This window comes from Amycolatopsis sp. NPDC058278, from assembly GCF_042881395.1.
Taxonomy (GTDB): Bacteria; Actinomycetota; Actinomycetes; order Mycobacteriales; family Pseudonocardiaceae; genus Amycolatopsis.
This window is the reverse complement of the sequence record NZ_JBHVXZ010000018.1, coordinates 90170-112732: the sequence shown is the minus strand read 5'-3', so window position 1 is coordinate 112732 and position 22563 is coordinate 90170. Positions and strand designations below refer to the sequence as shown.

Here is a 22563-nt window from a genome sequence, read left to right as displayed (position 1 = left end):
GCTTTCCGGAACTGAAGAAGGGGCCCGGCTTAGGCCGGGCCCCATCTTCAGTTCAGCACTTTTCGTGTTCGGGCGGGGGCCCGCCGTCGACCGCGGCGGCGATCTTCAGGGCCTTGTTCTCCATGACCATCGGCAGGACGAGCCGCCACTTGATGCACGGCTCGCGGAAGAACACCGGGGCGTCGTCGCGCGCCTGCCGGCTGGTGAACCCGACCAGGACCCGCAGCGAGTTCCCGGCCGAACGCTCGATCCGGTAGACGAGGGCGTCGCTGTCCTTTGTGGTGCGAACCCCCTTCGTCCAGTCGCTCTGCGATTGGCCGGCGGCCCGCTCGTCGGTGACCACGTCGGTCCACAGCGGGTACTGCTTGGTGTTGATGGCCTTGAAGTACTTCTCCAGCACCCGGCGGACGGCGTCGGCCTGTGGGTGCCGCTTCGCGTCGTCGGTCATCCGGACGCCGTCGTCCACCGCGGCCGGCGCGCCGATGCTCGACGACGACGGCGTCGACACCGCGATGGAGGCGTCGTCGGCGGGCTGGTCGGGACGGCGGTAGATTTCGCGCGCGAGCAGGCCGCCACCGACGGTCACGGACAGCACCACGACCACGACGGGCACCAGCCAGCGCTGGCGAGAGCTGGGGGCGGGGGTGGTCACGCGGAAAGCGTACCGGCCCCCGTCCCGGGGCTCAGCCGACCTGGTGCAGCCAGGTCACCGGCGCGCCGTCACCGGCGTGGCGGAAGGGCTCGAGCGCTTCGTCCCAGCTCGCGGCCAGGAGCTCGTCCAGCTTGTGCGCGAGGGACTCGCCGCCGCGGGTCATGCCGACGAGCGCGCGCAGCTGGTCCTCGCCCACCACGATGTCGCCGTTGGCGCTGGTCCGCCCGTGCCACAGGCCGAGGCCGGGCGCGAAGCAGAACCGTTCGCCGTCGACGCCCGCACTGGGCTCTTCGGTCACCTCGAACCGAATCATCGGCCACGCCTTGAGGGCGGACGCCAGTTTGGCGCCGGTGCCCGCGGGCGCGCGCCATCCGCATTCGGCGCGAAGCTGACCCGGACTGGCCGGCTGCGCCGTCCACTTCAGGTCAACGCGGGCACCCAGGGTGCCCGAAATGGCCCACTCGACGTGCGGACACACCGCAGACGGCGACGAGTGGACGTACACCACACCTCGGGTGCTGCCACGGGTGCTCACTGCTACCTCCGCTTGTTGCTCGACGAGGGACGTCTTCCCCTACGCCCTACTCCGAGCTGCAGCGCGGCCTCAGTGCGGCTCCCGAATGCCGCCTCCGATGCGTTGTAGCACATTCTGCACCCCAACCGTGCCGTTTGGCCACATGAACACCACAAGTCACCCGCAGCACCACTTTCGGAGGGCAAGCGCCGCGGCGCGCCCGTGTCGCGCGGATCATTGCGCTGGGCGCGCTAGCGTGTTGACCCGGACCGACGAGCAGGGAGGACAGCGGTGCGACTGGTGCGCCTGGAGCGGCAGCAGTCCCGGGTGGCGGACGACATCCGGGCGGCACTGGCGTCCCTGGGCCGCGGCAGCACCGTGATCGGCGGGATCGCCCTGGTGGGCGTGGGCGGGGTGACGGACCGCCCGATCGAGGCGGTGGTCCTGCTCCCCCACGGCGTGATCATCGTGATCGGCGTGGACCTCCCGGACCCGGCCCTGCGCCTGGAGGCCCCGTTGGGCGGCCCCTGGAAGGCGGACGGCTGGCCCCTGGTCGCGGACGACGATTCGGTGAACCCGGCCACGGAAGCGCTGGACATCTCGCAGGCTTGCGAAAGGCAAATTGCCGCCCTGGTCCCGGGGACGGCCCCGGTGGGAACGATCATCGCGGTGGGGCCGTACGTGGAGACGGTGGACCAGCCGGCGGCGGACCTGGCGGGCCCGGTCCGGGTACTGCACCCGACCCCGACAACGATGCTGGCGGCAACGGTATCCCTGGCCACGGCGCACCGGCCCCGCTCGGTGGACCAGGTCCGGGCGCTGATCAGAGGGCTGGCGCCATCGGCACCGGAGTTCACGGACGAGGTCCTGCTGGCCGAGGGCTTCAGCCGCCTGACGGACGATGCGCCTCCGGAGTCCCTTTGGGACGAAGGCCCGCAGCCGCCGGCTGTTGCCGCTGCTTCGGTGGGGGCGGGTACCACCGACTGGCGGACCACGACGCCGGTCGAAGCCGCACCGGAGGCCGCGGTCCCGGAGAGCGCGGTCCCGGAGGGCGCGGTCTCGGAGGGCGCGGCCGGACTTTCTGCGGCCGAACTTGCGGACGCTGCTGGTTCACCCGCGGAAGCTGCCGAGGTTCGCCCGTCACCGGCGGAGGCGGAATCGGCCGCCGCGGATCCCTCGGCGCGACCGGTGTTTCCCGGCACCGAGACCACTCCCCCGCCCGCCGAGACGGAACCCACCGAGGTACTTCCGTCGCCTGCCCAGGCAGAACCGGGCCTCGCCGACCCTTCGGCGCGACCGGTGTTTCCCGGCACCGAGACCACTCCCCCGCCCGCCGAGGCCACCCCGCCGGACGGTCCGGAACCGGCCGAATCCTCCGCTGCCGAGACCGAGCGGACTGAAAACCTCCGCCTTCCGTCGCCGAGCAGCAACCAAACCGCGGCTCTCGGGCGCTCCGCTGCGGCCGAGCGAGCTCCCGAGCACCCCACCGAACCCGGCCAAGCACCCGAACCCACCGCCCCGCGGGCCGCCGCAGCCGAACAAGCTCCCGAGGCTCCAGCACCGCCAGAACCCCCAGCTCCCCGCCCTGCCGCAGCCGAACAAGCCGGCCCGCAACCTGCCGCACCCGAGCCGCCCCAGGGCGTTCCTTCGGTCCCTCTTCCCGTGGCCTCGCCGCAGCCCTTCCCCCGGCCGCGGCCGGAACCCGGACCCGCCCGCACTCCACGGACCGTCCGCTGGCTTCCGCTCGGCGCCATCGGTGCCCTCGTTCTGCTCGTCGTCGCCGCCGTCGCCGTGGCCACCACCGGTGATGGCACTGCCGCCGCTCCGGCGCCTCCCCCCGCCAGCTCGAAGTCCCAGCCGCCGCCCAGCACGCCGGTGCGTAGCCTCCAGTTCGCCCTTCGCGCCGCCGGCGGCGATCAGCGATGTGCCTCCCACGCCTTCGGGGACGCCCAGGCCAGCCTGCAGCAGACCAGCTGCTCCGGCGTCAAGCGCGCCAGCTACGCCGCCACCGTCGACGGCCGCGGCGGGGCCGTCACCGTCGGGATCGTCGACTTCCCCGATGCCGCGCAAGCCGCCGCTTTCAAGGCCCTTGCCGACACCCCGGGCGGCGGCGGTGTCCTCGACCTCGCCACCGAGACCGGCCAGTGGGGCGCCACCCCCGTCCCGCGGTTCGAGAACGCCGCCTACGCCAGCAAGCTCGACGGCTCGTCCGTCCGGCTCGTGCAGGCCGTCTGGGCGCCGGGACCGTCCACTCCGGACGATCCCGGCCTGGTCAGGGCCGCCGCGGCCGCCCTCGACCTGCCCGCCCAGTAGCCGTCAGAGCCCGTACGCCTCCAGCAGCCGCAGCCAGACCTCGCTGATCGTCGGGAACGACGGCACCGCGTGCCACAGCCGGTCCAGCGGCACCTCGCCGACGATCGCGATGGTCGCCGAGTGCAGCAGCTCCGAGACGTCCTGGCCGACGAACGTCACGCCCAGGAGCACGTTCCGCTCCGTGTCCACGACCATCCGGGCCTTGCCCGTGTAGCCGTCCGCGTGCAGGGACGAGCCCGCCACCGCGATGTCGATGTCGACGACGCGGTCCGCCGAACCCGGCCGCGCGTCCGCCAGGCCGACCGCCGCCACCTCCGGGTCGGTGAACACCACCTGCGGCACCGCGTGGTGGTCGGCCGTGGCCGTGAACGGGCTCCACGCCGCGGAAGACACCGGTTTGCCCGCGGCCAGCGCCGCCACCGTGTCGCCCGCCGCGCGGGCGCCGTACTTGCCCTGGTGGGTCAGCGGCGCCCGGCCGGTGACGTCGCCGGCCGCGAACAGCCAGTCACCGTCCACTGCGGACACCCGGCCGGTGTCGTCGGTCTCCAGCGGGTGCCCGGGCTCGATCCCGAAGCGCTCGAGCCCGGCGGTCGCGGGACGGCGGCCCGTGGCCACCAGGAACTCGTCGACGACCAGCGTCGAGCCGTCCTTCAGTGTCAACGTCGTCCCGGAGTCCCCGGCCGCGACCTTCGAAACGCCCGAATCCGTGTGCACCTCGACGCCGGCTTCGCGCAACCCCGCCAGCACGAGGTCACCGGCGAATTCGGCGTTGCGCGGCAGCGGCCGCGGGCCGGTGATCACCAGGTGGACCTCCGACCCCAGCGACGCGAACGCCTGCGCCATCTCGACGCCGACCACGCCGCCGCCGAGGACGCCGAGCCGGGGCGGCACCGAAGACGCCGACGTCGCTTCACGCGAACCCCACGGCCGGATCGTGTCGAGCCCGGGGATCGACGGCGTGCTGGGCACGCTGCCGGTGCAGACGATCACCGCGTGCCGGGCGGTCAGCACGCGGTCGCCGCCGACGGTCACCTCCCGCTCCCCGGTGATTTCGCCGTGCCCGCGAACCGGTTCGATACCCGCGCCGCGTGCCCAGTCGACCTGTCCCGAGTCGTCGCCCTTGCCGGTGAACCAGTCACGGCGCGCGAACACGGCCGCCGGGTCGATCCGGTCGCCGACCGGCACGCCGGGCACGCGCTTCGCGGCGGCGAGGAGATTTCCCGGCCGCAGCAACGCCTTGCTCGGGATGCAGGCCCAGTAGGAGCACTCGCCGCCGAAGCGTTCGTGCTCGACGAGGGCGACCTTCAGGCCTCCGCGGGCCGCCCGTTCGGCGGCCACCTCCCCCACCGGACCCGCGCCGATCACCACTACGTCAAAAGTCTCTCCAGCCATGGCTTCAGGTCACACCACTACGCGGGATCACGCAAGCCAGCGGCTATCCTCCGTCAGGAAGCTGCAAATTACCGATCCGGCCGAAAGCAGGCGGACACGGTCCGGAGCCAACCCGCTCACCGGCACCTGTTCCGCCGTGACTGCCGGCTGGATCGGTAACGATGACACAGTCGGCGGCACCGGGTGCCGTCGGACCCGGTGCTCGCGAACACATCACACGTTCGAGCACGGGAGGTTTGTCGTGGCCAGGAACACGGCTGTGCGGGTGCTGGATGATCTGACCGGTGAGCCCGCGGCGGAGACCGTCGGCTTCGGGCTGGACGGCATCGACTACGACATCGACCTCTCCTTCGCCAACGCCGAGGCGTTGCGCGGGCTCCTGCAGCGGTACGCCGACGCCGGCCGTCGCACCGGTGGCCGCAAGAACCGGCCGCGGATCGTCCCCGGCGCGGAGAAGACCCCGCCGAAGCCGGCCGCCAAGAAGGCCGCGCCCGCCAAAGCCACGCCCGTCCCCACCAAGGCCGAGCCCGCCAGAGTGAAGGCCGCCGCACCCAAGCCGGCGCAGACCAGCGCGAAGGCCGAGCCGGCGAAGACCACGCGCACCAGAAAGGCCGCGGAGCCGAAGGCCACCACGCGGGCCGTCGCGCGCAAGGTGCCGACCGTCACGTTCTCGGCGGCCGAGTAAGTCCGAAGTAGACGGCTCAGGCGGCGCGCTGGGCGCCGTCGGCGTGCCAGGCCGGGTAGTGGTAGCGGGTGTGCAGCAACGCCCGCTGCCGCGCCAGCTCGGCCGCCGACGGCGGCCGGGGCACGAACGTCCCGAGCAGCTGCGACGCCGCCGCCCGCACCGCCGCCTCGACCGCGCCGAACCCGGGCCGCAGGCCGTGCTCGGCCAGCGACGCCACCGGGCTGCGGTGCGAGTCGAGCGGCCGCGGGTCCGGCGGCGCGCCGGTCAGGTAGCGGCCGACGAGCCCCGCGGCCGTCTCGACCAGCAGCGTCGAGTGGGCCAGCAGGCCGGTCCTGGTGCGGAACACGGCGAACCCGCACAGTTTCGCGTCGCCGACGAACAGCCCGCGGTCGCCGATCCGCGGCACCAGCCCGAGCTGGTCGACGGCGGCGCTCATCACCTGGCCGAGCGCCTCCAGGGGCCGGTCCGCCGGGCCGGGCAGGACCAGGGTCACGTTCAGGTTGCCGGGGTCGTGGAACACCGTGCCGCCGCCGCTGGCCCGCCGCAGCACCGGGACGCCGTCGCGGGCGCACTCGTCGGCCCGCACTTCGCGCGCGATCCGCTGCCCGCGCCCCACCACGACGCAAACCGGGTTGCGCCAGAGCCACAGCACGGGTGACTCGGGCGCAACCCGGAGGAGCGCTTCGTCGAAAGCGAGATTCTCGGCCGGATCCGTGAACGCCGCACGCACATCCGACCCGGTCGTCATAGCGCCTTGAGTTCCTCCACGATCTCGCCCACCGACGACTTGGCGTCCCCGAAGAGCATGCTGGTCTTCGGATCGTAGAACAGGTCGTTGTCGATCCCGGCGAACCCCGAGGCCATCCCGCGTTTCAAGACGATCACGGACCGGCTCTCGTTGACCTTGAGGATCGGCATCCCGTAGATCGGCGAGCTCGGGTCGGTCTGCGCGGCCGGGTTCGTGACGTCGTTCGCGCCGATCACCAGCGCGACGTCGGTCTGGGCGAACTCGGAGTTGATCTCGTCCATCTCCTTGAGCTGCTCGTACGGCACGTCGGCCTCGGCGAGCAGCACGTTCATGTGCCCGGGCATCCGGCCGGCCACCGGGTGGATCGCGTACGCGACCGTGATGCCCTTCTTCTCCAGCAGCTTCGCCATCTCCCGGACGGTGTGCTGCGCCTGCGCGACGGCCATGCCGTAACCCGGCACGACGACGACCTTGCTGGCGTACGCCATCTGGATCGCGGTGTCGGCCGCGCTGGTCGAGCGCACCGGACGGGCTTCCTTCGTCCCGCTGCCGGCCGCCACCGCGGGCCCGCCGCCGAAGCCGCCCGCGACGATCGCCGGGATGGACCGGTTCATCGCCTTGGCCATCAGGTTGGTCAGGATCGAGCCGGACGCGCCGACGATCATGCCGGCCACGATCAGCGCCGTGTTGTCCAGCGCCAGGCCCATCGCGGCGGCCGAGAGCCCGGTGAACGCGTTGAGCAGGGAGATCACGACGGGCATGTCCGCGCCGCCGATCGGCAGGACCACGGTGAGGCCCAGGATGCCCGCCGCGACCAGCAGCCCGATGATCAGCAGCTCGTTGTCACCGCCGGCGATGATGACCACCGCGCACGCGACCGCGATCAGCAGGAGCAGCGCGTTGACCGGCTGCTGCAGCTTGCCCATGGTGATCGGGCGGCCGCTGATCAGCTCCTGGAGCTTGCCGAAGGCGACGTTCGAGCCCCAGAAGGAGATCGACCCGATGATCGCGGCGAACAGCGACGCGATCGCGATGTACGCCGGTTCGTGCGCGTAGCCGCCGGTCGAGTTGAACTCCACCCACGCGATGAGCGCGACCGCGCCGCCGCCGACGCCGTTGAACAGCGCCACCATCTGCGGCATCGCCGTCATCTTGACCTTGCGCGCCGACGGGACGCCGACGACGACGCCGATCCCGACGCCGAGGGCGATGAGCACCCAGTTGCCCATCCCGGGGGTGAGCAGGGTGGCGATGACGGCGATGCCCATGCCGACCGCGGCGATCCAGTTGCCGCGGACCGCGGTGCGCGGGCCGGTCAGGCCCATCAGGCCGTAGATGAAGAGGGCGAACGCGATGATGTAGAGGATCGCGATGAAGTCGGTCACTTCTCGTCCTCCTCACCGGCGACGGGTTTCTTGGCCTTGAACATCGACAGCATCCGGTCGGTGACGAGGAACCCGCCGACGACGTTGATCGTGCCGAAGGCGATGGCGATCACCAGCAGGATCTTGTTGAAGACGCCGTCGACGCCGAGGCCGAGCACGACCAGGCCGCCCAGCAGCACGATGCCGTGGATGGCGTTGGTGCCGGACATCAGCGGCGTGTGCAGCGTGTTGGGCACCTTCGAGATGACGGCGAAGCCGACGAACCCGGCGAGCACCAGCACCGCCAGGTTCTGCACGAGTGGGCTCACGACGGGCTCCCTTCGCGCCCGGCCACGCAGGCACCGGCGACGATCTCGTCTTCGAAGTTCAGCTCGAGCGCGCCTTCCTTCGTCACCAGCAGCTCCAGCAGCTCGGTGACGTTGCGGGCGTACAGCTCGCTGGCGTGCGAAGGCATTTCGGCGGGCAGGTTCAGCGGCGAGGAGATGGTGACGTCGTGCTCCACGACGTCCTCGCCCGGTTTGGTCAGCTCGCAGTTGCCGCCGGTCTCGCCGGCGAGGTCGACGACGACCGACCCGGCGGGCATGCCCTTGACGGCGTCCGCGGTCACGAGCGTCGGCGCCTTGCGGCCCGGCACCAGCGCGGTGGTGATCACGACGTCGAACTTCGTGATGGCCTCGGTGAGCCGCCGCTGCTGTTCTTCGCGCTCCTCGGCCGTCAGCTCGCGGGCGTACCCGCCTTCGCCGACCGCCTCGATGCCGAGGTCGAGGAACTGCGCGCCGAGCGACTTGACCTGCTCGGCGACCTCGGGCCGCACGTCGTAGCCGGTGGTCTGCGCGCCGAGCCGTTTCGCGGTGGCCAGTGCCTGCAGCCCGGCGACGCCGGCGCCGAGCACCAGCACCTTGGCCGGCGGGACGGTGCCGGCCGCGGTGGTGAGCATCGGGAAGAACCGCGGGAGCTTCTGCGCGGCGAGCAGCACCGCGCGGTAGCCGCCGATACTGGCCTGCGACGACAGCGCGTCCATCGCCTGCGCCCGGGAAATCCGCGGGACCGCCTCCATCGCGAAGGCGCGTAACCCCGCTTCTTCGAGCTTCGCGAGCCCGTCCGGGTTGCCGCGCGGATCCAGGAAACCGACGAGCACGGCGCCCCGGCTCAGTTTCGCGACTTCCGCGGGCGAAGGCGGGTTGACCTTCACGACGATCGGCGCGCCCCAGGCGTCGCCGAGTTCGGCGCCTGCTCGGGTGTACGCGTCGTCACTCAGGTGGGCACCGGATCCGGCGCCCGGCTCGACGACGACGCGCAGCCCGCGCTGCACGAGCCGCCCGACGAGCTTGGGCACCATGGCCACCCGCCGCTCCCCGGGGCGTGATTCGGCCACCACACCCACGGTGAGCTGCTGACTCTGTTCGCTGTCCGTCACACGACCTCCTCATCGGCGAGGCACGATCCGAGGGTTGTACCACGCCGGACCGACAGTCCCCAGTGACGTGGGTCGCAAGTCTCGCGGTTGTGCTGGGAAATACGAGTGCCGTGCGGGAAACGTTCAGGTCGTTTTCCAGTGCGGGACGCCGAGCAGGACCAGGCGCAGCCGTTTTTCCGCCGTTCCGGTGATTTTCGCGTCTTCACCCGGGCGGGCTTCCAGCAGTTCGACAATGGTCGTCAGCATCACGGAAACGATCAAGTCGGCCAGCATGTGGAGGTCTTCGGTGCTCCACTCGCGCAGCTTCGGGAACCGGGCGAGGTCGATCGCGAGGTCGCCGGAGAACAGCCGCAGTTCGACGCCGATCGCCTCGGCCAGCGAGCCGCCGGCGTACCGCTCGCGGGTGAGGAACCGGAAATGGTCCTCGTTCGCCCGGACGAACCGGTGCAGCGTCGTCACCGACGCGCTGATCATCCCCTGGTAGGTGTCCGGATCCGTGCGCGCGGAGCGGATCATGCCGCGCAGCGTGTGCGTCGCCTCTTCGACGAGCGCGACGCCGAGGTCTTCCATCGAGGCGAAGTGCCGGTAGAAGGCCGTCGGGACGATGCCTGCGCCCTTCGCGACCTCGCGGAGCGACAGCGTGGCGAACGGGCGATCGGCCAGCAGCTCGAGGGCGGTGTCCAGCAGCGCCTGGCGGGTGCGCAGTTTGCGCTCCTGGCGGCTCACCGGCGTCAGTGGTTCGGACACGAAGTCCAGCGTACGGGTGTCCACCGCGTTGCTCACGTCACATCCTCGGGGTCTCGCGTTGACAGGGCGTCCACTCCTGCAGTGCACTGTTGAGTGTACAGCCGTTCACTGTAATCGAGGAGGTTCCCGATGACGGCGCTCATCCCCCGGCGGGTGCGCGGCCTCGCCTCGCTGGCCGAGGCGCTGCTGACGCCGCACGGGATGGACCGGTACCTGGAGCTCGTCGACCCGATGCTGGTCCGCCGCGAGATCCGCGGGCTGGTCACGGCGGTGCGCAAGCAGACGCCCGACACCGTCACGCTCACGGTGAAGCCCAGCCGCGCGTGGCGCGGCTTCACCGCCGGCCAGTACGTCCGCCTGCAGGTGGAGATCGACGGCGTCCGGCGCACGCGCTGCTATTCGCCGTGCGGTTCGCAGTACGACGGCGAGCTGGAGTTCACGATCAAGGAGCAGGGCCTGGTCTCCGGGCACCTGAACCGCGCGATCGGCGTCGGCTCGGTCGTCAATCTGTCCACTCCGGACGGCGCCTTCACGTTGCCCGCCGAGCGGCCGGACCGCGTCCTGCTGATCGCGGGCGGCAGCGGCATCACGCCGGTGCTCGCGATGGCGCGCACCCTGGTCGCCGAGGGCCACCCGGGCGAGATCGTGTTCCTGCAGTACTCGAACGGCCCGGCCGACGCGCTGTACCGCACCGAACTGGCCGAGCTCGCCGCCCGGCACCCCGGGCTGCGGGTCGTGCACGCCTACACCCACTCGAAGGGCGGGGACCTGACCGGGTTCTTCTCGCCGGAACACCTGCCACGGGTCGCCCCGTGGTTCCGCGACGCGGAAGCGTTCGTCTGCGGCCCGAAGCCGCTGATGGACGCGGTTCGGGAGCAGCTCGGTGAACGCGTGCACACCGAAGAGTTCACGCCGCCGGCGCTGACCTTCGACACCGGGAACGCCGAGGGGCAGGTCCGGTTCAAGCGCAGCGGCCGCGAGTGCGCGAACTCGGGGAAGCCGTTGCTGGAGCAGGCCGAAGAGGCCGGGCTCTCGCCGGAGCACGGCTGCCGGATGGGCATCTGCTTCTCCTGCACCCAGCTCAAGACGGCCGGGCGGGTCCGCAACGCGCGCACCGGCGAGGTTTCCGGCGACGACAACGAAGAAATCCAGCTCTGCATCTCCGTCCCGGTCGGGGACGTCGAGATCGACGCTTGAGGAGATTGCCATGACCGGTCTGCAGGACCGCCTGACCCCGGCACAGGTCGAGGAGTTCGGCCGCGAGCTCGACGCGCTGCGGCAGCGGATCGTCGACGACCTGGGCCAGGAGGACGTCGACTACATCCACGACATCATCAAGAAGCAGCGCGGCCTGGAGGTCGCCGGGCGCGCGCTGCTGTTCGCCGGGTTCTTCCCGCCGGCGTGGCTCGCCGGCGTCGGCGCGCTGTCGCTGGCCAAGATCCTCGACAACATGGAGATCGGCCACAACGTCATGCACGGCCAGTACGACTGGACGCGTGACCCGGCGCTGAGCTCGCAGCGGTTCGAGTGGGACACCGTGGCGCCGGCGGAGAACTGGCGGCACTCGCACAACTACATCCACCACACCTACACGAACATCGTCGACAAGGACCGCGACGTCGGCTACGGGATCCTGCGGATGGACACCGCCCAGAAGTGGCATCCCTACTACCTGGGCAACCCGGTGTACGCGACGCTGCTGGCGATCTTCTTCCAGTGGGGCGTCATGCTGCACGACCTCGAGGTCGAGAACGTCGTCAAGGGCGAGCGGTCCTGGGCCGAAAACGTGCCGGTGCTGCGGCGCATCCTGCGGAAGGCTTCGCGGCAGGTCGGCAAGGACTACGTCCTGTTCCCGCTGCTGACCGGCCCCCTGGCGCCGCTGACGTTCCTTGGCAACGCGACGGCGAACCTGACCCGCAACCTCTGGGCGTTCGCGATCATCTTCTGCGGCCACTTCCCGGCGGACGTCGAAAGCTTCACCGAGGAGGAGACGGCTTCGGAGTCGCGCGGGCAGTGGTACCTCCGCCAGATCCTGGGTTCGGCGAACATCACCGGCGGCCCCCTGTTCCACATCCTGAGCGGCAACCTGTCGCACCAGATCGAGCACCACCTGTTCCCCGACATCCCGGCGCGCCGGTACCCGCAGATCGCCGGCGAGGTGCGCGCGATCTGCGAGAAGTACGGGCTGCCGTACCACACGGGCCCGCTGCGCAGGCAGCTCTGGTCGGTGGCGAAGAAGATCGTGAAGCTGGCTCTCCCTTCCCCGCCGTCCCCGGCTACCGTGGAACCCGACCGGCAGCTCCGAGCAGCGTGAGGGTGACATGGTGGGTCAGTTCGAACGAGAGAAGGACACCCTGCAGGTGATCACCGAATCAGCGGCAACGCACGTCGGCAACATCGCGAGCATCATCACGGGCGCGATCCGCGACATCGCCCGGGAGACGGGCGACTGGCTCACCGACGTCATCGAGATGCGGGAAGCCGCGCAGCGGGCCCAGGAAGACGACCCGGACGCTCCCTGACGCGGGTTTCGTGAAGGCCGGCTTGGGGATGCAGGTCCTCAAGCCGGCTCTCCGTGGGGCTGGAACTGTCGGTGGTCTCCGGCAGCGTGGAATTCGGGGGCGCCCCCGGGCCGCCCGGGGGCTCAGACGGGGGAAAACCGGATGGGCTCGGCCGCCGCCCCGGGCAACACTGAACCCGTGACCACGCTCGACCCACCCCACCCGCTGCGCCGCGTCTTCGGCCCCCTGGCCACGCGGGACTTCCGGGCCGAGTACCTCTGGCTCTGGCTCGCCGGCCCGCTCACCGTCTTCGCGCTGCTCAGCTTTCTCGTCGTCCTCGCGCTCGGGCTCTGGCTCACCCCCGTCCTGCTCGGCTTCCTCGTCCTCGCCGGGGCCGTCTCCTACGCCCGGGGGCTCGGCGCCGCCCACCGCAGGCTCGCGAAAGCCCTGCTCGGTGTCAGCGTGCCCGCCCCGCGACGGCCCGAACTCAAGCCCGGCCTGTGGAGCTGGGTCAAAGCGCGCGTCGGCGATCCCGCGGGCTGGCGCGCCGCCGGGTACCTGGTGCTCCGCCTCCCGCTCACCTTCGCCGGGTTGCTCACCGTCTTCTCCGCGACGCTCTACGCCTTCGCCGCCACCACCTACTCCTTCCTCTGGTTCCCGCTCGGCGAACGGCAGCTGCCCGTCTTCGGCATCCGCGCCGACCACTGGGTCGGCGCGCTGGCCTGGTCGGCGTCCGGGCTGCTCGTGCTGGTCGCGCTGCCGCGGGTGACGCACGCCTTCGTCGCCCTCGACCGGCTGCTGGTCGTCGGGCTGCTCGGCGAACGGGTGCTGTCCGAACGGGTGCGGGACCTCGAAGCGAGCCGCGCGACCGCGGTCGAGGACGCCGCCCTGCGGCTGCGGCGCATCGAACGCGATCTGCACGACGGCGCGCAGGCCCAGCTCGTCGCGCTGGCCATGAAGCTCGGCCTGGCCAAGGACGAACTGGCGGACGTCGACCTCCCGCAGGTCAAACAGCTGGTCACCGCCGCGCACGCCAACGCCAAACAGGCGCTGACCGAACTGCGCGACCTCGCCCGCGGCATCCACCCGGCCGCTCTGGACGCGGGCCTCGACGTCGCCCTCGCCACGCTCGTCGCGACGTCCGGGATCGACGCGCGGGTCGCGGTCGACCTGCCGCGCCGGCCACCGCCCTCGCTGGAGACGATCGTCTACTTCAGCGCCGCCGAACTGCTCACGAACGCCGCGAAACACGGCGGGACGACACTGGTCGAAGTCACCGAGGAGCGGGACGTCCTGCGGTTGCGCGTCCGCGACAGCGGCCATGGCGGCGCGCGGATCGTGCCGGGTGGCGGGCTGGCCGGCGTGGCCGAACGGCTGCGGACGGTCGACGGCGAACTGACCGTCACCAGCCCGCCGGGCGGTCCGACCGAAGTGACCGCGCGGGTGCCGCTGCCCCGCTAGGGTTCGCGGCATGCGGATCGTCATCGCGGAGGACTCCACCATCCTGCGCCAGGGCCTCGTCGAGCTGCTGACCTTCCGCGGCCACGAAGTCGTCGCCGCCGTGAAGGACGCCGAAGCGCTGCGCGAAGCGGTCAACGACCACGCACCTGACGTGTCCATTGTGGACATCAGGATGCCGCCGACACACACCGACGAAGGCCTGCGGGCGGCGATCGCGCTGCGTCGCGAGCTCCCGGGCTGCGCGATCCTGCTGTTTTCCCAGTACGTCGAGACGAAGTACGCCGCCCAGCTGCTGGCCGACCACGCGGGCGGCGTCGGCTACCTGCTCAAGGACCGCGTGGCCGAGGTCTCGGACTTCCTCGACGCGCTGCGCCGGGTGGCGGACGGCGAAACGGTCCTCGACCCCGAAGTCGTCAGCCAGCTGTTCTCGGCGACCCGCCAGACGGACGCGCTGAGCGGGCTCACCCCACGGGAACGCGAAGTGCTGGGCCTGATGGCGGAAGGCCGGTCGAACTCCGCGATCGCGGCGGAGCTGTTCCTTTCGCCCGGCTCGGTGGAGAAGTACGTGACGTCGATCTTCGGCAAGCTCGGCCTGCCACCGTCCGAAGGGGACAACCGCCGGGTGCTCGCCGTGCTGCGCTACCTGGATTCCTGAGCGAGCAGCCCGTCGACGAAGGCGCGCAGGCCGGCCCGGTAGGTGTCGCGCGCGGCCAGCTCCGGCCAGCGATCGCCGACGGCGGCGAGGTTCGGGAAGCGGGCGTCGTCGAGCGCGGCGAACACCTGGTCGCGGTAGCGGGGCCGGTCCTCGCCCGCCCGCCGCCCGGCACGCGCCCGGACCAGGATTTCGCCGAGCGTGTAGTACCAGACGCTCCGGTACAGCTCGACGGCCCGCTCGGGCGAGCACCCGCAGCCCCGTGCGCCACCGACGATCTCCTCGACCATCCATAACGCCGACTCGCCGAGGAAGTCGTCGGCCGTGAGCACCTCCGCGAGCTCGGGCCGGGCGGCGAGCGCGTCGTGCATCAGGATCGCCGCCGCGACGATGCGCTCCCGCGGATCGTCCGGCAGCCCCGGCCGCGGCAGTTGCCCGGCGTAGTGCTCGAGCAGCTGGACCAGCAGGTCGTCCTTGTCGCGCACGTGGTGGTACAGCGTTGTCGCGCCGACGCCGAGCTCCGCGGCGAGCCGGCGGATCGTGAGCTTCTCGCTGCCGTCCCGGTCGAGGATCGCCCGCGCGGCTTCGAGGATCTGTTCGCGGGACGTCGAGGGCGGCCGCCCCATGCGGCCGGCGGGTCGTGGCACACCCCCATCATGCCCGCAAGTCGTTCGACAGCTCCGGCCGGCCGGTGCTACTTTCGGAACATGTTCGAAAACTACGACCTGTTCAGCACGGTGATTCAGCTGCAGCCCGGGGGCGTGGCCGAGCAAGGGGACAGCGGCGACGAGCGCCAGTGGACCCTCAGCGCGTTCCACGCCGCCGACGACCGCGCCGTGCACTCGCACGTCTGGGAGCGCCACCCCGGAGGCCACGAAGTCCTCGTCGTCCTCTCCGGATCGCTGCGCGTCCACCTGCGCGACGAAGGCCTGGTGACCACGGTGACGGCCGGGCGAGCGGTCCTCGTCCCGCCCGGCCGCTGGCACCGGCTGAGCGTCGACGAGCCCGGCGACCTGCTGTCGATCACGCCCCGGACCGGCACCGAGCACGAAACGGCCGTGGCGTGAGACGGCCGGTCCTGGTGGTCTGCCTGGCCGTGTTCGGCCTGATGGCGGGTCAGCAGCTGCTCAACCCGATCCTGCCGCCGCTGGCCCGCGAGTTCGGGTTCAGCGAGTTCGCGCTGGGTGCCGTGTGGGCCGTCGGCGGCGCGGGAGTCGTGCTGGCCAGCCCGTTCTGGGGCCGCCGGACCGCGCACTGGGGACACCGGCCGGTGCTGCTGTTCTCCCTGCTCGGCGCCATGGCGAGCCTGCTCGGGTTCGCCGTCGTCGCTCAGCTCGGCCTGGCGAAGGCCCTGGCCGTGCCGGCACTGTTCACGGCCGTTCTGCTCACCCGCGGCGTCCTGTTCGGCCTCACCTGGGCCGCGACGCCGGTGACCGCGCAGTCCTACATCGCCGACGTCACCGACGGGCCCGCCGAACGGGTGCGGGGCATGGCCGCTTTCGGTGCGGCCCAAGGCCTCGCGCTCGCCGCCGGTCCCGCGCTGGGCGGCCTGCTGAGCCTCACCGGGAACCTGCTCGTCCCGGTCTACGCCGCCCCGGTCGTCCTGGCCGTGATCGCCGTGGTGATCACGTTCGCGCTGCCGAAACCGCCGAAGCGCGCGACCCGGCCGGTGAGGGTGAAGGTCAGCCCGTTCGACCGGCGCCTGTGGCCGTTCCTGACCATCGGCTTCGGCCTGTACCTCGCGTTGGCGATCGTCCTGATGACCGTCGGCTTCCTGGTGCAGGACCGGCTGCACCTGACCACCCAGGACACCGGCCGCGTCACCAGCCTGGTCATGCTGGCCGGCGCCGGGATGATCATCCTCGTCCAGGTGGTCGCCGTCCCACGGCTGGGCTGGACACCGCTGCGGCTCGTGCGGGTGGGCGCGTCCGTCATGACCGGCGGGATGCTCGTGGTGGCCGTCGGCTCCGGCGGGCTCCTGCTCGGCGCCGGGGTGGCCGCGCTCGGCGCCGGGATGGGGTTCGCGACGCCGGGGTTCATGTCCGCGCCGACCCTGCTCGCCACCCGGGACGAGCAGGGCGCGGTCGCCGGGCTCATGGGGTCGAGCAGCGCGCTGGCGTTCATGGGCGGGCCGCTGCTGGGGACCGGCCTGTACGAGGTCGCTCCCGCCGTCCCCTACTTCGCCGGCGCGGTGCTCCTGGCGGCGTTGACGGCGTTCGCGTTCACCGTGACCGCCGAACCCGCGAAGGAGCCCGTGGCTCCTTAGGCTGGGCCGCATGTACTCCACCGAGATCGAGGTCCGCACCGGCTCCGAAGCCGTCGTCCACGACCTCACCCACGAAGCCGAGGCCTTCCTGCGCGACGCCGACGCCGCCGACGGGCTGCTGCACGTCTGGGTCCCGCACGCCACCGCCGGGCTGGCCATCCTGGAAACCGGCGCCGGCAGCGACGAGGACCTGCTGACCGCGCTCGACGAGCTGCTCCCCCGCGACGGCCGCTGGCGGCACCGGCACGGGAGCCCGGGTCACGGCCGTGACCACGTGCTCCCGGCGCTGGTGCCGCCCTACGCGACGGTCCCGGTGCTCGGCGGTGTCCTGGCGCTCGGCACCTGGCAGTCGATCTGCCTAGTGGACACCAACCTCGACAACCCCGTCCGCAAGGTGCGGTTCAGCCTCCTGGCGGGCTGACCGGCCCGGCCACAGTGCCACCACCAGGCCCCCGGCCAGCAGGGCGCCGAGCACCCACAGCCCGGTCGTCACGTCCGGCGCGTCCGGTACGCCCTGCAGCAGGCTGCGCAGGCCTTCGGCCGAGAACCGGAACGGCGTCCACGACCACAGCAGCGCGCGGTAGGCCGGGTCGAGCAGCTCGGGCACCTGCCCGGCCACCGCGGGCGCGACCAGGTACAGCGGCGCGAGGACGGCCATCGCGCGCAGGCCCAGCAGGCGCAGCAGCGCGGCCTGCAGTGCCGCGAAGGCCGTCGCGGCGAGGAAGACGAAGCCGAGGACGTCCGCGGTCAGCGGCAACGTCGAGTCCCACAGCGCGAAGAACCCGGCCACGACCGCCGTGATCAGCACGCCGGCCCCGGTCACCTGCAGGAACCGCGCGCCGGCCCCGATCGGGCGGCCGGTCCGCTTCGCGAGCTGCGTCAGCGCGAGCCCGGCGACGAGCGCGCCGATCCACGCCAGCGCGCTCGCGGCCAGCGGCGCGACCCGGCCCGCGACCCCCGCCGGGTGCAGGACCTCCTGCTTCGGCGCGCCACCCAGCGCGGTCGCGGTGCCGGTCAGCGCCTGCTGCGCGACCTGGGTGCCGGCCGGGTTGACCGCCCCCGAGGTCACCACGGTCACCACGGTCACGGCCGGCCCCGGCGCGATTTCGAGGACGCCGTAGACCTTCTTGTCTTCCAGGAGCTGCCGCGCTTCGGCCGGGGTCGCGACGGTCCAGGCGAGCTGGCCGCCACCGTGCGCGGCGATGCGCTGCGCGATCTCCGGCGGGGCGGCGACGGCGACCGGGACGCCGTCGGGCGCGACAGTCGCCTGCGCACCGAAGGTGAGGAATCCGAGCACCACCGCCACCAGCGCGCCGGCCACGGCGGCGACCGGAGCGAGTACCCCCGCGGGACGGGTCATCACTGCCTCCATTTATTCGTCACTTGTTGAATTAGGACCCAAGGTACGACCCGGCCTCCCCGAAGTCAACGCGTGTTGAATAACGTCCCCGGTAGCCTCGGAGCCGTGACGAAGAAGCGGCTGGTGCTCTGGGACATCGACCACACGCTCGTGGACTTCTCCGAACTGGGCGCGGCCTGGTACGGGGCCGCGTTCACCGCCGCGACCGGGGCGACCCTGCGCGTGCACCCGGTGTTCGGGGGCCGCACGGAGCGGGCGACGACGACCGACCTGCTCACCGCGAACGGCTTCGAGGCCGCGGAGGAGACGATCCAGGCGCTGTTCAAGGCGCTGGTGGCGGAGTCCGAACGCCACCGGCACACGTTCGCGGAGACGGCCCGCGCGCTGCCGGGGGCGGCGGAGGCGCTGACCGCGTTCGCCGCCGGCGGGGACGTCGTGCAGACGCTCGTCACCGGCAACCTGCCGGAGATCTCGCGGCACAAGCTCGTCCCCTTCGGCCTGGACGAGCACCTCGACCTGGAGATCGGCGGCTACGGGACGCTGTCGGTGCACCGCCCCGATCTGGTCCCGCACGCGGTGGGGCTGGCGGCGGCCAAGCACGGCACCGAGTTCGGCGCCGACGCGGTCGTCGTCATCGGCGACACGCCGAACGACGTCCGGGCCGCGGTCGACAACGGCGCGATCTCCGTCGCCGTGGCCACCGGGCACTATTCCGCCGAGGAACTGCGGGCGGAGGGCGCCCACACCGTGCTGCCCGACCTGACCGACACCGAGGCGGTCCGGCGCGCGGTCCTCGGCTGAGCCGCGACCGCCGAAAAGCTTGCCCGGGCCGGGTTTCCGGCCTGCCCTGCGCGCGGGCGTGCGGTCTGCCGATCGGAGCAATATGTGTGATCGGCGTTAGGACGTTCGAGTGGTTGAGACCTTCCCGGCTCGCGATCCGGTGATCAGTGGTCATAAATTCGCGAGGTCTGGCGACATCGTGTCGCCCGGGGTGGAACCGGCAGGTTCCGAGGGGAGATTCACCTTATTATGCAACGGAAATCGTTGCGGCATTTTGTGCTGCGCGCAATCACGTTCAGTTCCGTGGCCGCACTGATCGCCGCGGTTCCGGCGACGGCGGTGGCCGCCCCGCGGCCCGGTCAGGGCGGCGTGCCGCTGCCGGTGTCGTGGACGCCGCCGGCGCAGGTGAACCGCACGCCGACCGGTGTTCCGGCCGACCAGGTGCCGGCGAGACCGGCGCCGAGATCGGGTGCGTCGGTCCAGTCGGATGTGTGCGCATCGAGCCAGTCGGGGACCCAGCCGTGGTTCGCGATGGACCGGTACGCGATCTCGGACCGCACGGAGTTGCTGGTCAACCGCTACAACGGCAACGCGGTCATCACCGACCGGGCGCTGACGGTCAAGGGCACCGGCTTGAACATGTCGGTCGACGCGGTCTACAACAGCATCACCACCCGTCCCGGAGCGTTCGGGAGGTTCTGGACCGTCTCCGGCGGCCCCGACCTGGAGCTCGACATCTACCCCGCCCCCGACCGGCGGGTGGTGCTCTACGACCCGACCGGGTACTGCGCGGTGTTCACCAGGAACGACGACGGGAGTTTCGCCCCGCCGTCGGGCATGCACGCCACGATGACGAAACTGCCCAACGGCAGCTACGCCGTGACGCAGGACTCCTCGGGTGAAGCCTGGTCGTTCACCGGGGATGGGCGGTTGTTCTCGCAGGCCGACCGCAACGGGCACACGATCACCTACCGCTACAACGCCACCGACGGCACGCTGGCGTCGATCACCGACACCCAGGGCCGGGTCACGACCGCCGCGTACGGCAACGGCCGCATCACCGCGGTCACCGACCCGGCGGGGCTGACGGCCGGTGGTTACGGCTACGACGGCAACGGGCACCTCACGAAGATCACCAACCGGGCCGGCGACAGCATGACGTTCGGGCTGGACGCCGACGGCCGGATCACGACGCTGACCACCACGCTGGGGCGGGTGTACACGCTGTCCTACGACGGCGGCGGCCGGGTGACACAGGTGAGCGAGCCGAACTTCGGCGGCGTCGCCAGTGTCACCGGGTACGCCTACGACTCCGGCACGACCACGGTCACCGACCCGAACGGGCACAAGAGCACCTACACCTTCGACAGCAGTGGGCGGCAGACCAAGGCCACCGACGCCCTCGGGCACTCCCGGGACCAGGCGTGGTCGTCCCACGGTGACGTGAACTCGCTGACCGACGCGACCGGCAACTCGGTCACCTACGACTACGACCCGCTCAACAACCTCAAGGGCGGCAAGCTGCCCACCGGCGCGGCGATGAGCGTCGGCTACACCGACACCGCGCACCCGCACCTGCCCACCCAGGTCGCGGACTTCTCCGGCAACAAGGTGAACAACACCTACGACAAGGCCGGCAACGTCACCGCCGTGCACTCCGACGCGCTCAACGCCGACGTCGCGAAGTACACCTACACCACCGGCCTGGTCGCCACCGCCACCGACGGCAACGGGCACGTCACCAGCTACGGCTACGACAGCGCCGGGAACCTGACCAAGGTCACCCCGCCGCTGCCGCTGAAACCGGCCACCTACACCTACGACTCGCTCTCGCGCGTCGCCAGTGTGACCGACGGCAACGGCGTCAAACTGGTCTACGGCTACGACCGGCTCGACCACGTCATCTCCGTCGCCAAAGCCGACGGCACCGGCCTGGCCGCCTACACCTACGACGAGACCGGCAACCGCACCGTCGCCCGTTACCCCACCGCCACCTTCACCAACAGCTACGAACGGCGCCTGCTCACCCGCGTCGTGCGCACCGCGGGCACCAGCACGCAGACCGCGACCTACCACTACGACCCGGCCGGGAACGTCACCGCCGTCGACGACCCCACCGGCTGGATCTACTACGGCTACGACGCGGCGAACCGGCTGACCTCGGTCAAGGACCAGGCGAACACGACCACCACCTACGGCTACGACAACGCCGATCACCGCACCTCGGCCACCCTGCCCGGCGGCAGCACCCAGACCATCGGCATCGACAAAGCCGGCCGCCAGACCGGCATCACCGTCAAGAACTCCGCGGGCACGACGCTGCTGTCGACCAGCTACCGCTACACCAAGGCCGACGGCACCGACACCGGCCAGGTGCAGTCCCGCACCGATTCCACCGGCACCGCCGACAACACCTACGACGGCTTCGGCCGCCTCACCAAGGCGGGCAGCCGCACCTACGCTTACGACAACGCCGGCAACATCACCTCCGGCGACGGACGGACCTACACCGTCAACGACGCCGACCAGATGACCAAGATCGACAGCATCACGGTCGGCTACGACGGCGCGGGCAACCTCATCACCACGAACCCCGGGGGCGAGGCGCACTACAGCGACACCAACCAGCGGACCTCGGTCACGTCCAGTTCGGGCACGCTGTTCAGCGGGTCTTACGACACCCTCGACCAGACGCAGCCCGCTTCGATCACCGAGCGGGTCGGGTCGAGCGACGTCACGCACGTTTTCACCCGTACCGCGCTGGGTATTTCGCGGACCGTGGACAACGGCGCCGCCACGACCTACGCCCATGACGTCGACGGCACCCTCACCGGGCTGGTCGACGCCGCGGGCAAGCACCACAACGCCATCACCGACTACCAGGGCAGCGTCCTCGCCCTGGTCGACGACACCGGCGCGGTGACCGCCAGCTACACCTACACGCCCTACGGGTTCAACACCGGCATCACCGGCCCGGCGGGCTCGGCCAACCGGCTCCGCTGGCTCGGCACCTACCAGCTCGCCAGCAGCGAATACCTCACCGGCTACCGCCACTACAACCCGGCCTACGCCCGCTTCACCCAGCCCGACCCCACCGGCCAGGAGAACAACGCCTACGCCTACGGCAAGGGCGACCCGATCGACAACAGCGATCCCACCGGCGCGAGCACCGGTTCGACCTGGGGTGCAGGGCTCGGTGCCGTGGTCGGCACAATCCTCGTCGGCAGTCTCGCCGCGGCCTGTCCGGTGACCGCGGGCGCCGGCTGTGTGGGCGTCGGTATCGTCCTGGGTGGGCTGGGGGCTTCCGCCGGAGCCGGCCTCGGGTCGACGATCGGCGGCGGTACACGGAAGGAAGTTCGTGACGATGCGCTCAGCTCCGGTGCCTACGCAGCTTTCGGCGTCGGCGGGAAATTCGTCGCCGGGCTGAAGGGCCTGCTGTGACAGCCAAGCACAGCTGGTCGAAGCGGCAGCGGTTCTACGCGATCACGATCCCGCTTTACCTGGTGCTCGTCGTGGTCAGCTTGATCGTCTACGACCGGGTGCCGTGGATGATCGTCGGAGCGGCCGCGCTGGGCGCGGGGCTCGCTCTCGCCGCGTTCGACAGCTGGCAATCCCGCCACAAGCAAAAGGGCTGACCGGCCCGGAGCTCGAAGGGGCCGGGAGGATTCCCGCAGTACGCTCGCTGCGGGA

At 71.3% G+C, this 22563-nt stretch carries 23 protein-coding genes; 13 read left to right on the top strand and 10 right to left on the bottom strand.

Features of this window, described 5'->3' with window-relative positions:
• Positions 1 to 52 precede the first annotated feature (52 nt).
• Both ACFVYA_RS12310 and ACFVYA_RS12305 read right to left on the bottom strand, forming a co-directional pair.
• On the bottom strand, positions 53 to 652 hold the full coding sequence (locus tag ACFVYA_RS12310; RefSeq protein ID WP_387044711.1) for a hypothetical protein: 600 nt from the start codon (positions 650 to 652) through the stop codon (positions 53 to 55).
• A gap of 31 nt (positions 653 to 683) precedes the next feature.
• The gene (locus ACFVYA_RS12305; protein ID WP_285989386.1) at positions 684 to 1187 is read right to left on the bottom strand and encodes a DUF3145 domain-containing protein; all 504 of its coding nucleotides are present in this window, start codon (positions 1185 to 1187) and stop codon (positions 684 to 686) included.
• A 270-nt stretch (positions 1188 to 1457) separates the two neighbouring features.
• Here ACFVYA_RS12305 and ACFVYA_RS12300 point away from each other — a divergent pair, with 270 nt between their 5' ends.
• Positions 1458 to 3479: a hypothetical protein gene (locus ACFVYA_RS12300; protein WP_387044710.1), complete on the top strand. Its 2022-nt coding sequence runs from the start codon at positions 1458 to 1460 to the stop codon at positions 3477 to 3479.
• 3 nt (positions 3480 to 3482) lie between these two features.
• On the opposite strand, the gene ACFVYA_RS12295 is transcribed toward ACFVYA_RS12300, so the two are convergent.
• On the bottom strand, positions 3483 to 4871 hold the full coding sequence (locus ACFVYA_RS12295; RefSeq protein WP_285989384.1) for an NAD(P)/FAD-dependent oxidoreductase: 1389 nt from the start codon (positions 4869 to 4871) through the stop codon (positions 3483 to 3485).
• Positions 4872 to 5112: 241 nt separating this feature from the next.
• Here ACFVYA_RS12295 and ACFVYA_RS12290 point away from each other — a divergent pair, with 241 nt between their 5' ends.
• Positions 5113 to 5556: a histone-like nucleoid-structuring protein Lsr2 gene (locus tag ACFVYA_RS12290; RefSeq protein ID WP_387044709.1), complete on the top strand. Its 444-nt coding sequence runs from the start codon at positions 5113 to 5115 to the stop codon at positions 5554 to 5556.
• Between the two features lie 16 nt (positions 5557 to 5572).
• On the opposite strand, the gene ACFVYA_RS12285 is transcribed toward ACFVYA_RS12290, so the two are convergent.
• The 5 genes from ACFVYA_RS12285 to ACFVYA_RS12265 form a co-directional block, all read right to left on the bottom strand.
• The gene (locus tag ACFVYA_RS12285) at positions 5573 to 6304 is read right to left on the bottom strand and encodes a lipoate--protein ligase family protein (protein WP_387044708.1); all 732 of its coding nucleotides are present in this window, start codon (positions 6302 to 6304) and stop codon (positions 5573 to 5575) included.
• Positions 6301 to 7689: an NAD(P)(+) transhydrogenase (Re/Si-specific) subunit beta gene (locus ACFVYA_RS12280; protein WP_387044707.1), complete on the bottom strand. Its 1389-nt coding sequence runs from the start codon at positions 7687 to 7689 to the stop codon at positions 6301 to 6303. The genes ACFVYA_RS12285 and ACFVYA_RS12280 overlap by 4 nt, the downstream gene beginning before the upstream one ends.
• The gene (locus ACFVYA_RS12275) at positions 7686 to 7997 is read right to left on the bottom strand and encodes an NAD(P) transhydrogenase subunit alpha (RefSeq protein ID WP_285989380.1); all 312 of its coding nucleotides are present in this window, start codon (positions 7995 to 7997) and stop codon (positions 7686 to 7688) included. The genes ACFVYA_RS12280 and ACFVYA_RS12275 overlap by 4 nt, the downstream gene beginning before the upstream one ends.
• Positions 7994 to 9106: a Re/Si-specific NAD(P)(+) transhydrogenase subunit alpha gene (locus ACFVYA_RS12270; protein ID WP_387044706.1), complete on the bottom strand. Its 1113-nt coding sequence runs from the start codon at positions 9104 to 9106 to the stop codon at positions 7994 to 7996. The genes ACFVYA_RS12275 and ACFVYA_RS12270 overlap by 4 nt, the downstream gene beginning before the upstream one ends.
• Before the next feature lie 123 nt (positions 9107 to 9229).
• Positions 9230 to 9889, bottom strand: a complete 660-nt coding sequence (locus ACFVYA_RS12265; RefSeq protein ID WP_387044705.1) for a TetR family transcriptional regulator — start codon at positions 9887 to 9889, stop codon at positions 9230 to 9232.
• Between the two features lie 93 nt (positions 9890 to 9982).
• Between ACFVYA_RS12265 and ACFVYA_RS12260 the strand changes: the two genes are divergently transcribed.
• The 5 genes from ACFVYA_RS12260 (at position 9983) to ACFVYA_RS12240 (ending at position 14470) form a co-directional block, all read left to right on the top strand.
• The gene (locus tag ACFVYA_RS12260) at positions 9983 to 11050 is read left to right on the top strand and encodes a ferredoxin reductase (protein ID WP_387044704.1); all 1068 of its coding nucleotides are present in this window, start codon (positions 9983 to 9985) and stop codon (positions 11048 to 11050) included.
• A gap of 10 nt (positions 11051 to 11060) precedes the next feature.
• A complete protein-coding gene (locus ACFVYA_RS12255) occupies positions 11061 to 12167 on the top strand; it encodes a fatty acid desaturase family protein (RefSeq protein ID WP_387044703.1) in 1107 nt (368 codons plus the stop codon).
• A 7-nt stretch (positions 12168 to 12174) separates the two neighbouring features.
• A complete protein-coding gene (locus tag ACFVYA_RS12250; protein ID WP_285989375.1) occupies positions 12175 to 12375 on the top strand; it encodes a hypothetical protein in 201 nt (66 codons plus the stop codon).
• A 141-nt stretch (positions 12376 to 12516) separates the two neighbouring features.
• Positions 12517 to 13815, top strand: coding sequence for a sensor histidine kinase (locus ACFVYA_RS12245; protein WP_387044702.1), 1299 nt, complete (start codon positions 12517 to 12519; stop codon positions 13813 to 13815).
• A gap of 10 nt (positions 13816 to 13825) precedes the next feature.
• Positions 13826 to 14470: a response regulator gene (locus ACFVYA_RS12240; RefSeq protein WP_387044701.1), complete on the top strand. Its 645-nt coding sequence runs from the start codon at positions 13826 to 13828 to the stop codon at positions 14468 to 14470.
• On the opposite strand, the gene ACFVYA_RS12235 is transcribed toward ACFVYA_RS12240, so the two are convergent.
• Positions 14455 to 15114 (bottom strand): TetR family transcriptional regulator, encoded by a 660-nt coding sequence (locus tag ACFVYA_RS12235; protein WP_387044700.1) that lies wholly within the window; start codon positions 15112 to 15114, stop codon positions 14455 to 14457. The genes ACFVYA_RS12240 and ACFVYA_RS12235 overlap by 16 nt on opposite strands.
• A 60-nt stretch (positions 15115 to 15174) precedes the next feature.
• Here ACFVYA_RS12235 and ACFVYA_RS12230 point away from each other — a divergent pair, with 60 nt between their 5' ends.
• The 3 genes from ACFVYA_RS12230 to ACFVYA_RS12220 are packed head-to-tail and all read left to right on the top strand — an operon-like array spanning position 15175 to position 17154.
• On the top strand, positions 15175 to 15534 hold the full coding sequence (locus ACFVYA_RS12230; RefSeq protein WP_387044699.1) for a cupin domain-containing protein: 360 nt from the start codon (positions 15175 to 15177) through the stop codon (positions 15532 to 15534).
• Positions 15531 to 16733 carry an MFS transporter gene (locus ACFVYA_RS12225; protein WP_387044698.1) on the top strand — a complete coding sequence of 401 codons (1203 nt, stop codon included), beginning with the start codon at positions 15531 to 15533 and terminating at the stop codon, positions 16731 to 16733. The genes ACFVYA_RS12230 and ACFVYA_RS12225 overlap by 4 nt, the downstream gene beginning before the upstream one ends.
• A 10-nt stretch (positions 16734 to 16743) precedes the next feature.
• A complete protein-coding gene (locus ACFVYA_RS12220; protein WP_285989367.1) occupies positions 16744 to 17154 on the top strand; it encodes a secondary thiamine-phosphate synthase enzyme YjbQ in 411 nt (136 codons plus the stop codon).
• Here the strand turns inward: ACFVYA_RS12220 and ACFVYA_RS12215 are convergent.
• Complete coding sequence (locus tag ACFVYA_RS12215) at positions 17092 to 18093, bottom strand: ABC transporter permease (protein ID WP_387044697.1); 1002 nt, start codon at positions 18091 to 18093, stop codon at positions 17092 to 17094. The genes ACFVYA_RS12220 and ACFVYA_RS12215 overlap by 63 nt on opposite strands.
• 105 nt (positions 18094 to 18198) lie before the next feature.
• Between ACFVYA_RS12215 and ACFVYA_RS12210 the strand changes: the two genes are divergently transcribed.
• The 3 genes from ACFVYA_RS12210 to ACFVYA_RS12200 all read left to right on the top strand — a co-directional run bounded on the left by ACFVYA_RS12210 (position 18199) and on the right by ACFVYA_RS12200 (position 22508).
• On the top strand, positions 18199 to 18894 hold the full coding sequence (locus tag ACFVYA_RS12210) for an HAD family hydrolase (RefSeq protein WP_387044696.1): 696 nt from the start codon (positions 18199 to 18201) through the stop codon (positions 18892 to 18894).
• Between the two features lie 282 nt (positions 18895 to 19176).
• Positions 19177 to 22314 carry an RHS repeat-associated core domain-containing protein gene (locus ACFVYA_RS12205; protein WP_387044695.1) on the top strand — a complete coding sequence of 1046 codons (3138 nt, stop codon included), beginning with the start codon at positions 19177 to 19179 and terminating at the stop codon, positions 22312 to 22314.
• The gene (locus tag ACFVYA_RS12200) at positions 22311 to 22508 is read left to right on the top strand and encodes a hypothetical protein (protein WP_387044694.1); all 198 of its coding nucleotides are present in this window, start codon (positions 22311 to 22313) and stop codon (positions 22506 to 22508) included. The genes ACFVYA_RS12205 and ACFVYA_RS12200 overlap by 4 nt, the downstream gene beginning before the upstream one ends.
• Positions 22509 to 22563: the final 55 nt, after the last annotated feature.

Bases quoted from the DNA above. Each gene is read 5' to 3' on its own strand.
- ACFVYA_RS12250 (WP_285989375.1), top strand. From the start codon at position 12,175: ATGGTGGGTCAGTTCGAACGAGAGAAGGACACCCTGCAGGTGATCACC.
- ACFVYA_RS12295 (WP_285989384.1), bottom strand. From the start codon at position 4,871: ATGGCTGGAGAGACTTTTGACGTAGTGGTGATCGGCGCGGGTCCGGTG.
- ACFVYA_RS12240 (WP_387044701.1), top strand. From the start codon at position 13,826: ATGCGGATCGTCATCGCGGAGGACTCCACCATCCTGCGCCAGGGCCTC.
- ACFVYA_RS12230 (WP_387044699.1), top strand. From the start codon at position 15,175: ATGTTCGAAAACTACGACCTGTTCAGCACGGTGATTCAGCTGCAGCCC.
- ACFVYA_RS12255 (WP_387044703.1), top strand. From the start codon at position 11,061: ATGACCGGTCTGCAGGACCGCCTGACCCCGGCACAGGTCGAGGAGTTC.
- ACFVYA_RS12245 (WP_387044702.1), top strand. From the start codon at position 12,517: ATGGGCTCGGCCGCCGCCCCGGGCAACACTGAACCCGTGACCACGCTC.
- ACFVYA_RS12220 (WP_285989367.1), top strand. From the start codon at position 16,744: ATGTACTCCACCGAGATCGAGGTCCGCACCGGCTCCGAAGCCGTCGTC.
- ACFVYA_RS12215 (WP_387044697.1), bottom strand. From the start codon at position 18,093: ATGACCCGTCCCGCGGGGGTACTCGCTCCGGTCGCCGCCGTGGCCGGC.
- ACFVYA_RS12285 (WP_387044708.1), bottom strand. From the start codon at position 6,304: ATGACGACCGGGTCGGATGTGCGTGCGGCGTTCACGGATCCGGCCGAG.
- ACFVYA_RS12260 (WP_387044704.1), top strand. From the start codon at position 9,983: ATGACGGCGCTCATCCCCCGGCGGGTGCGCGGCCTCGCCTCGCTGGCC.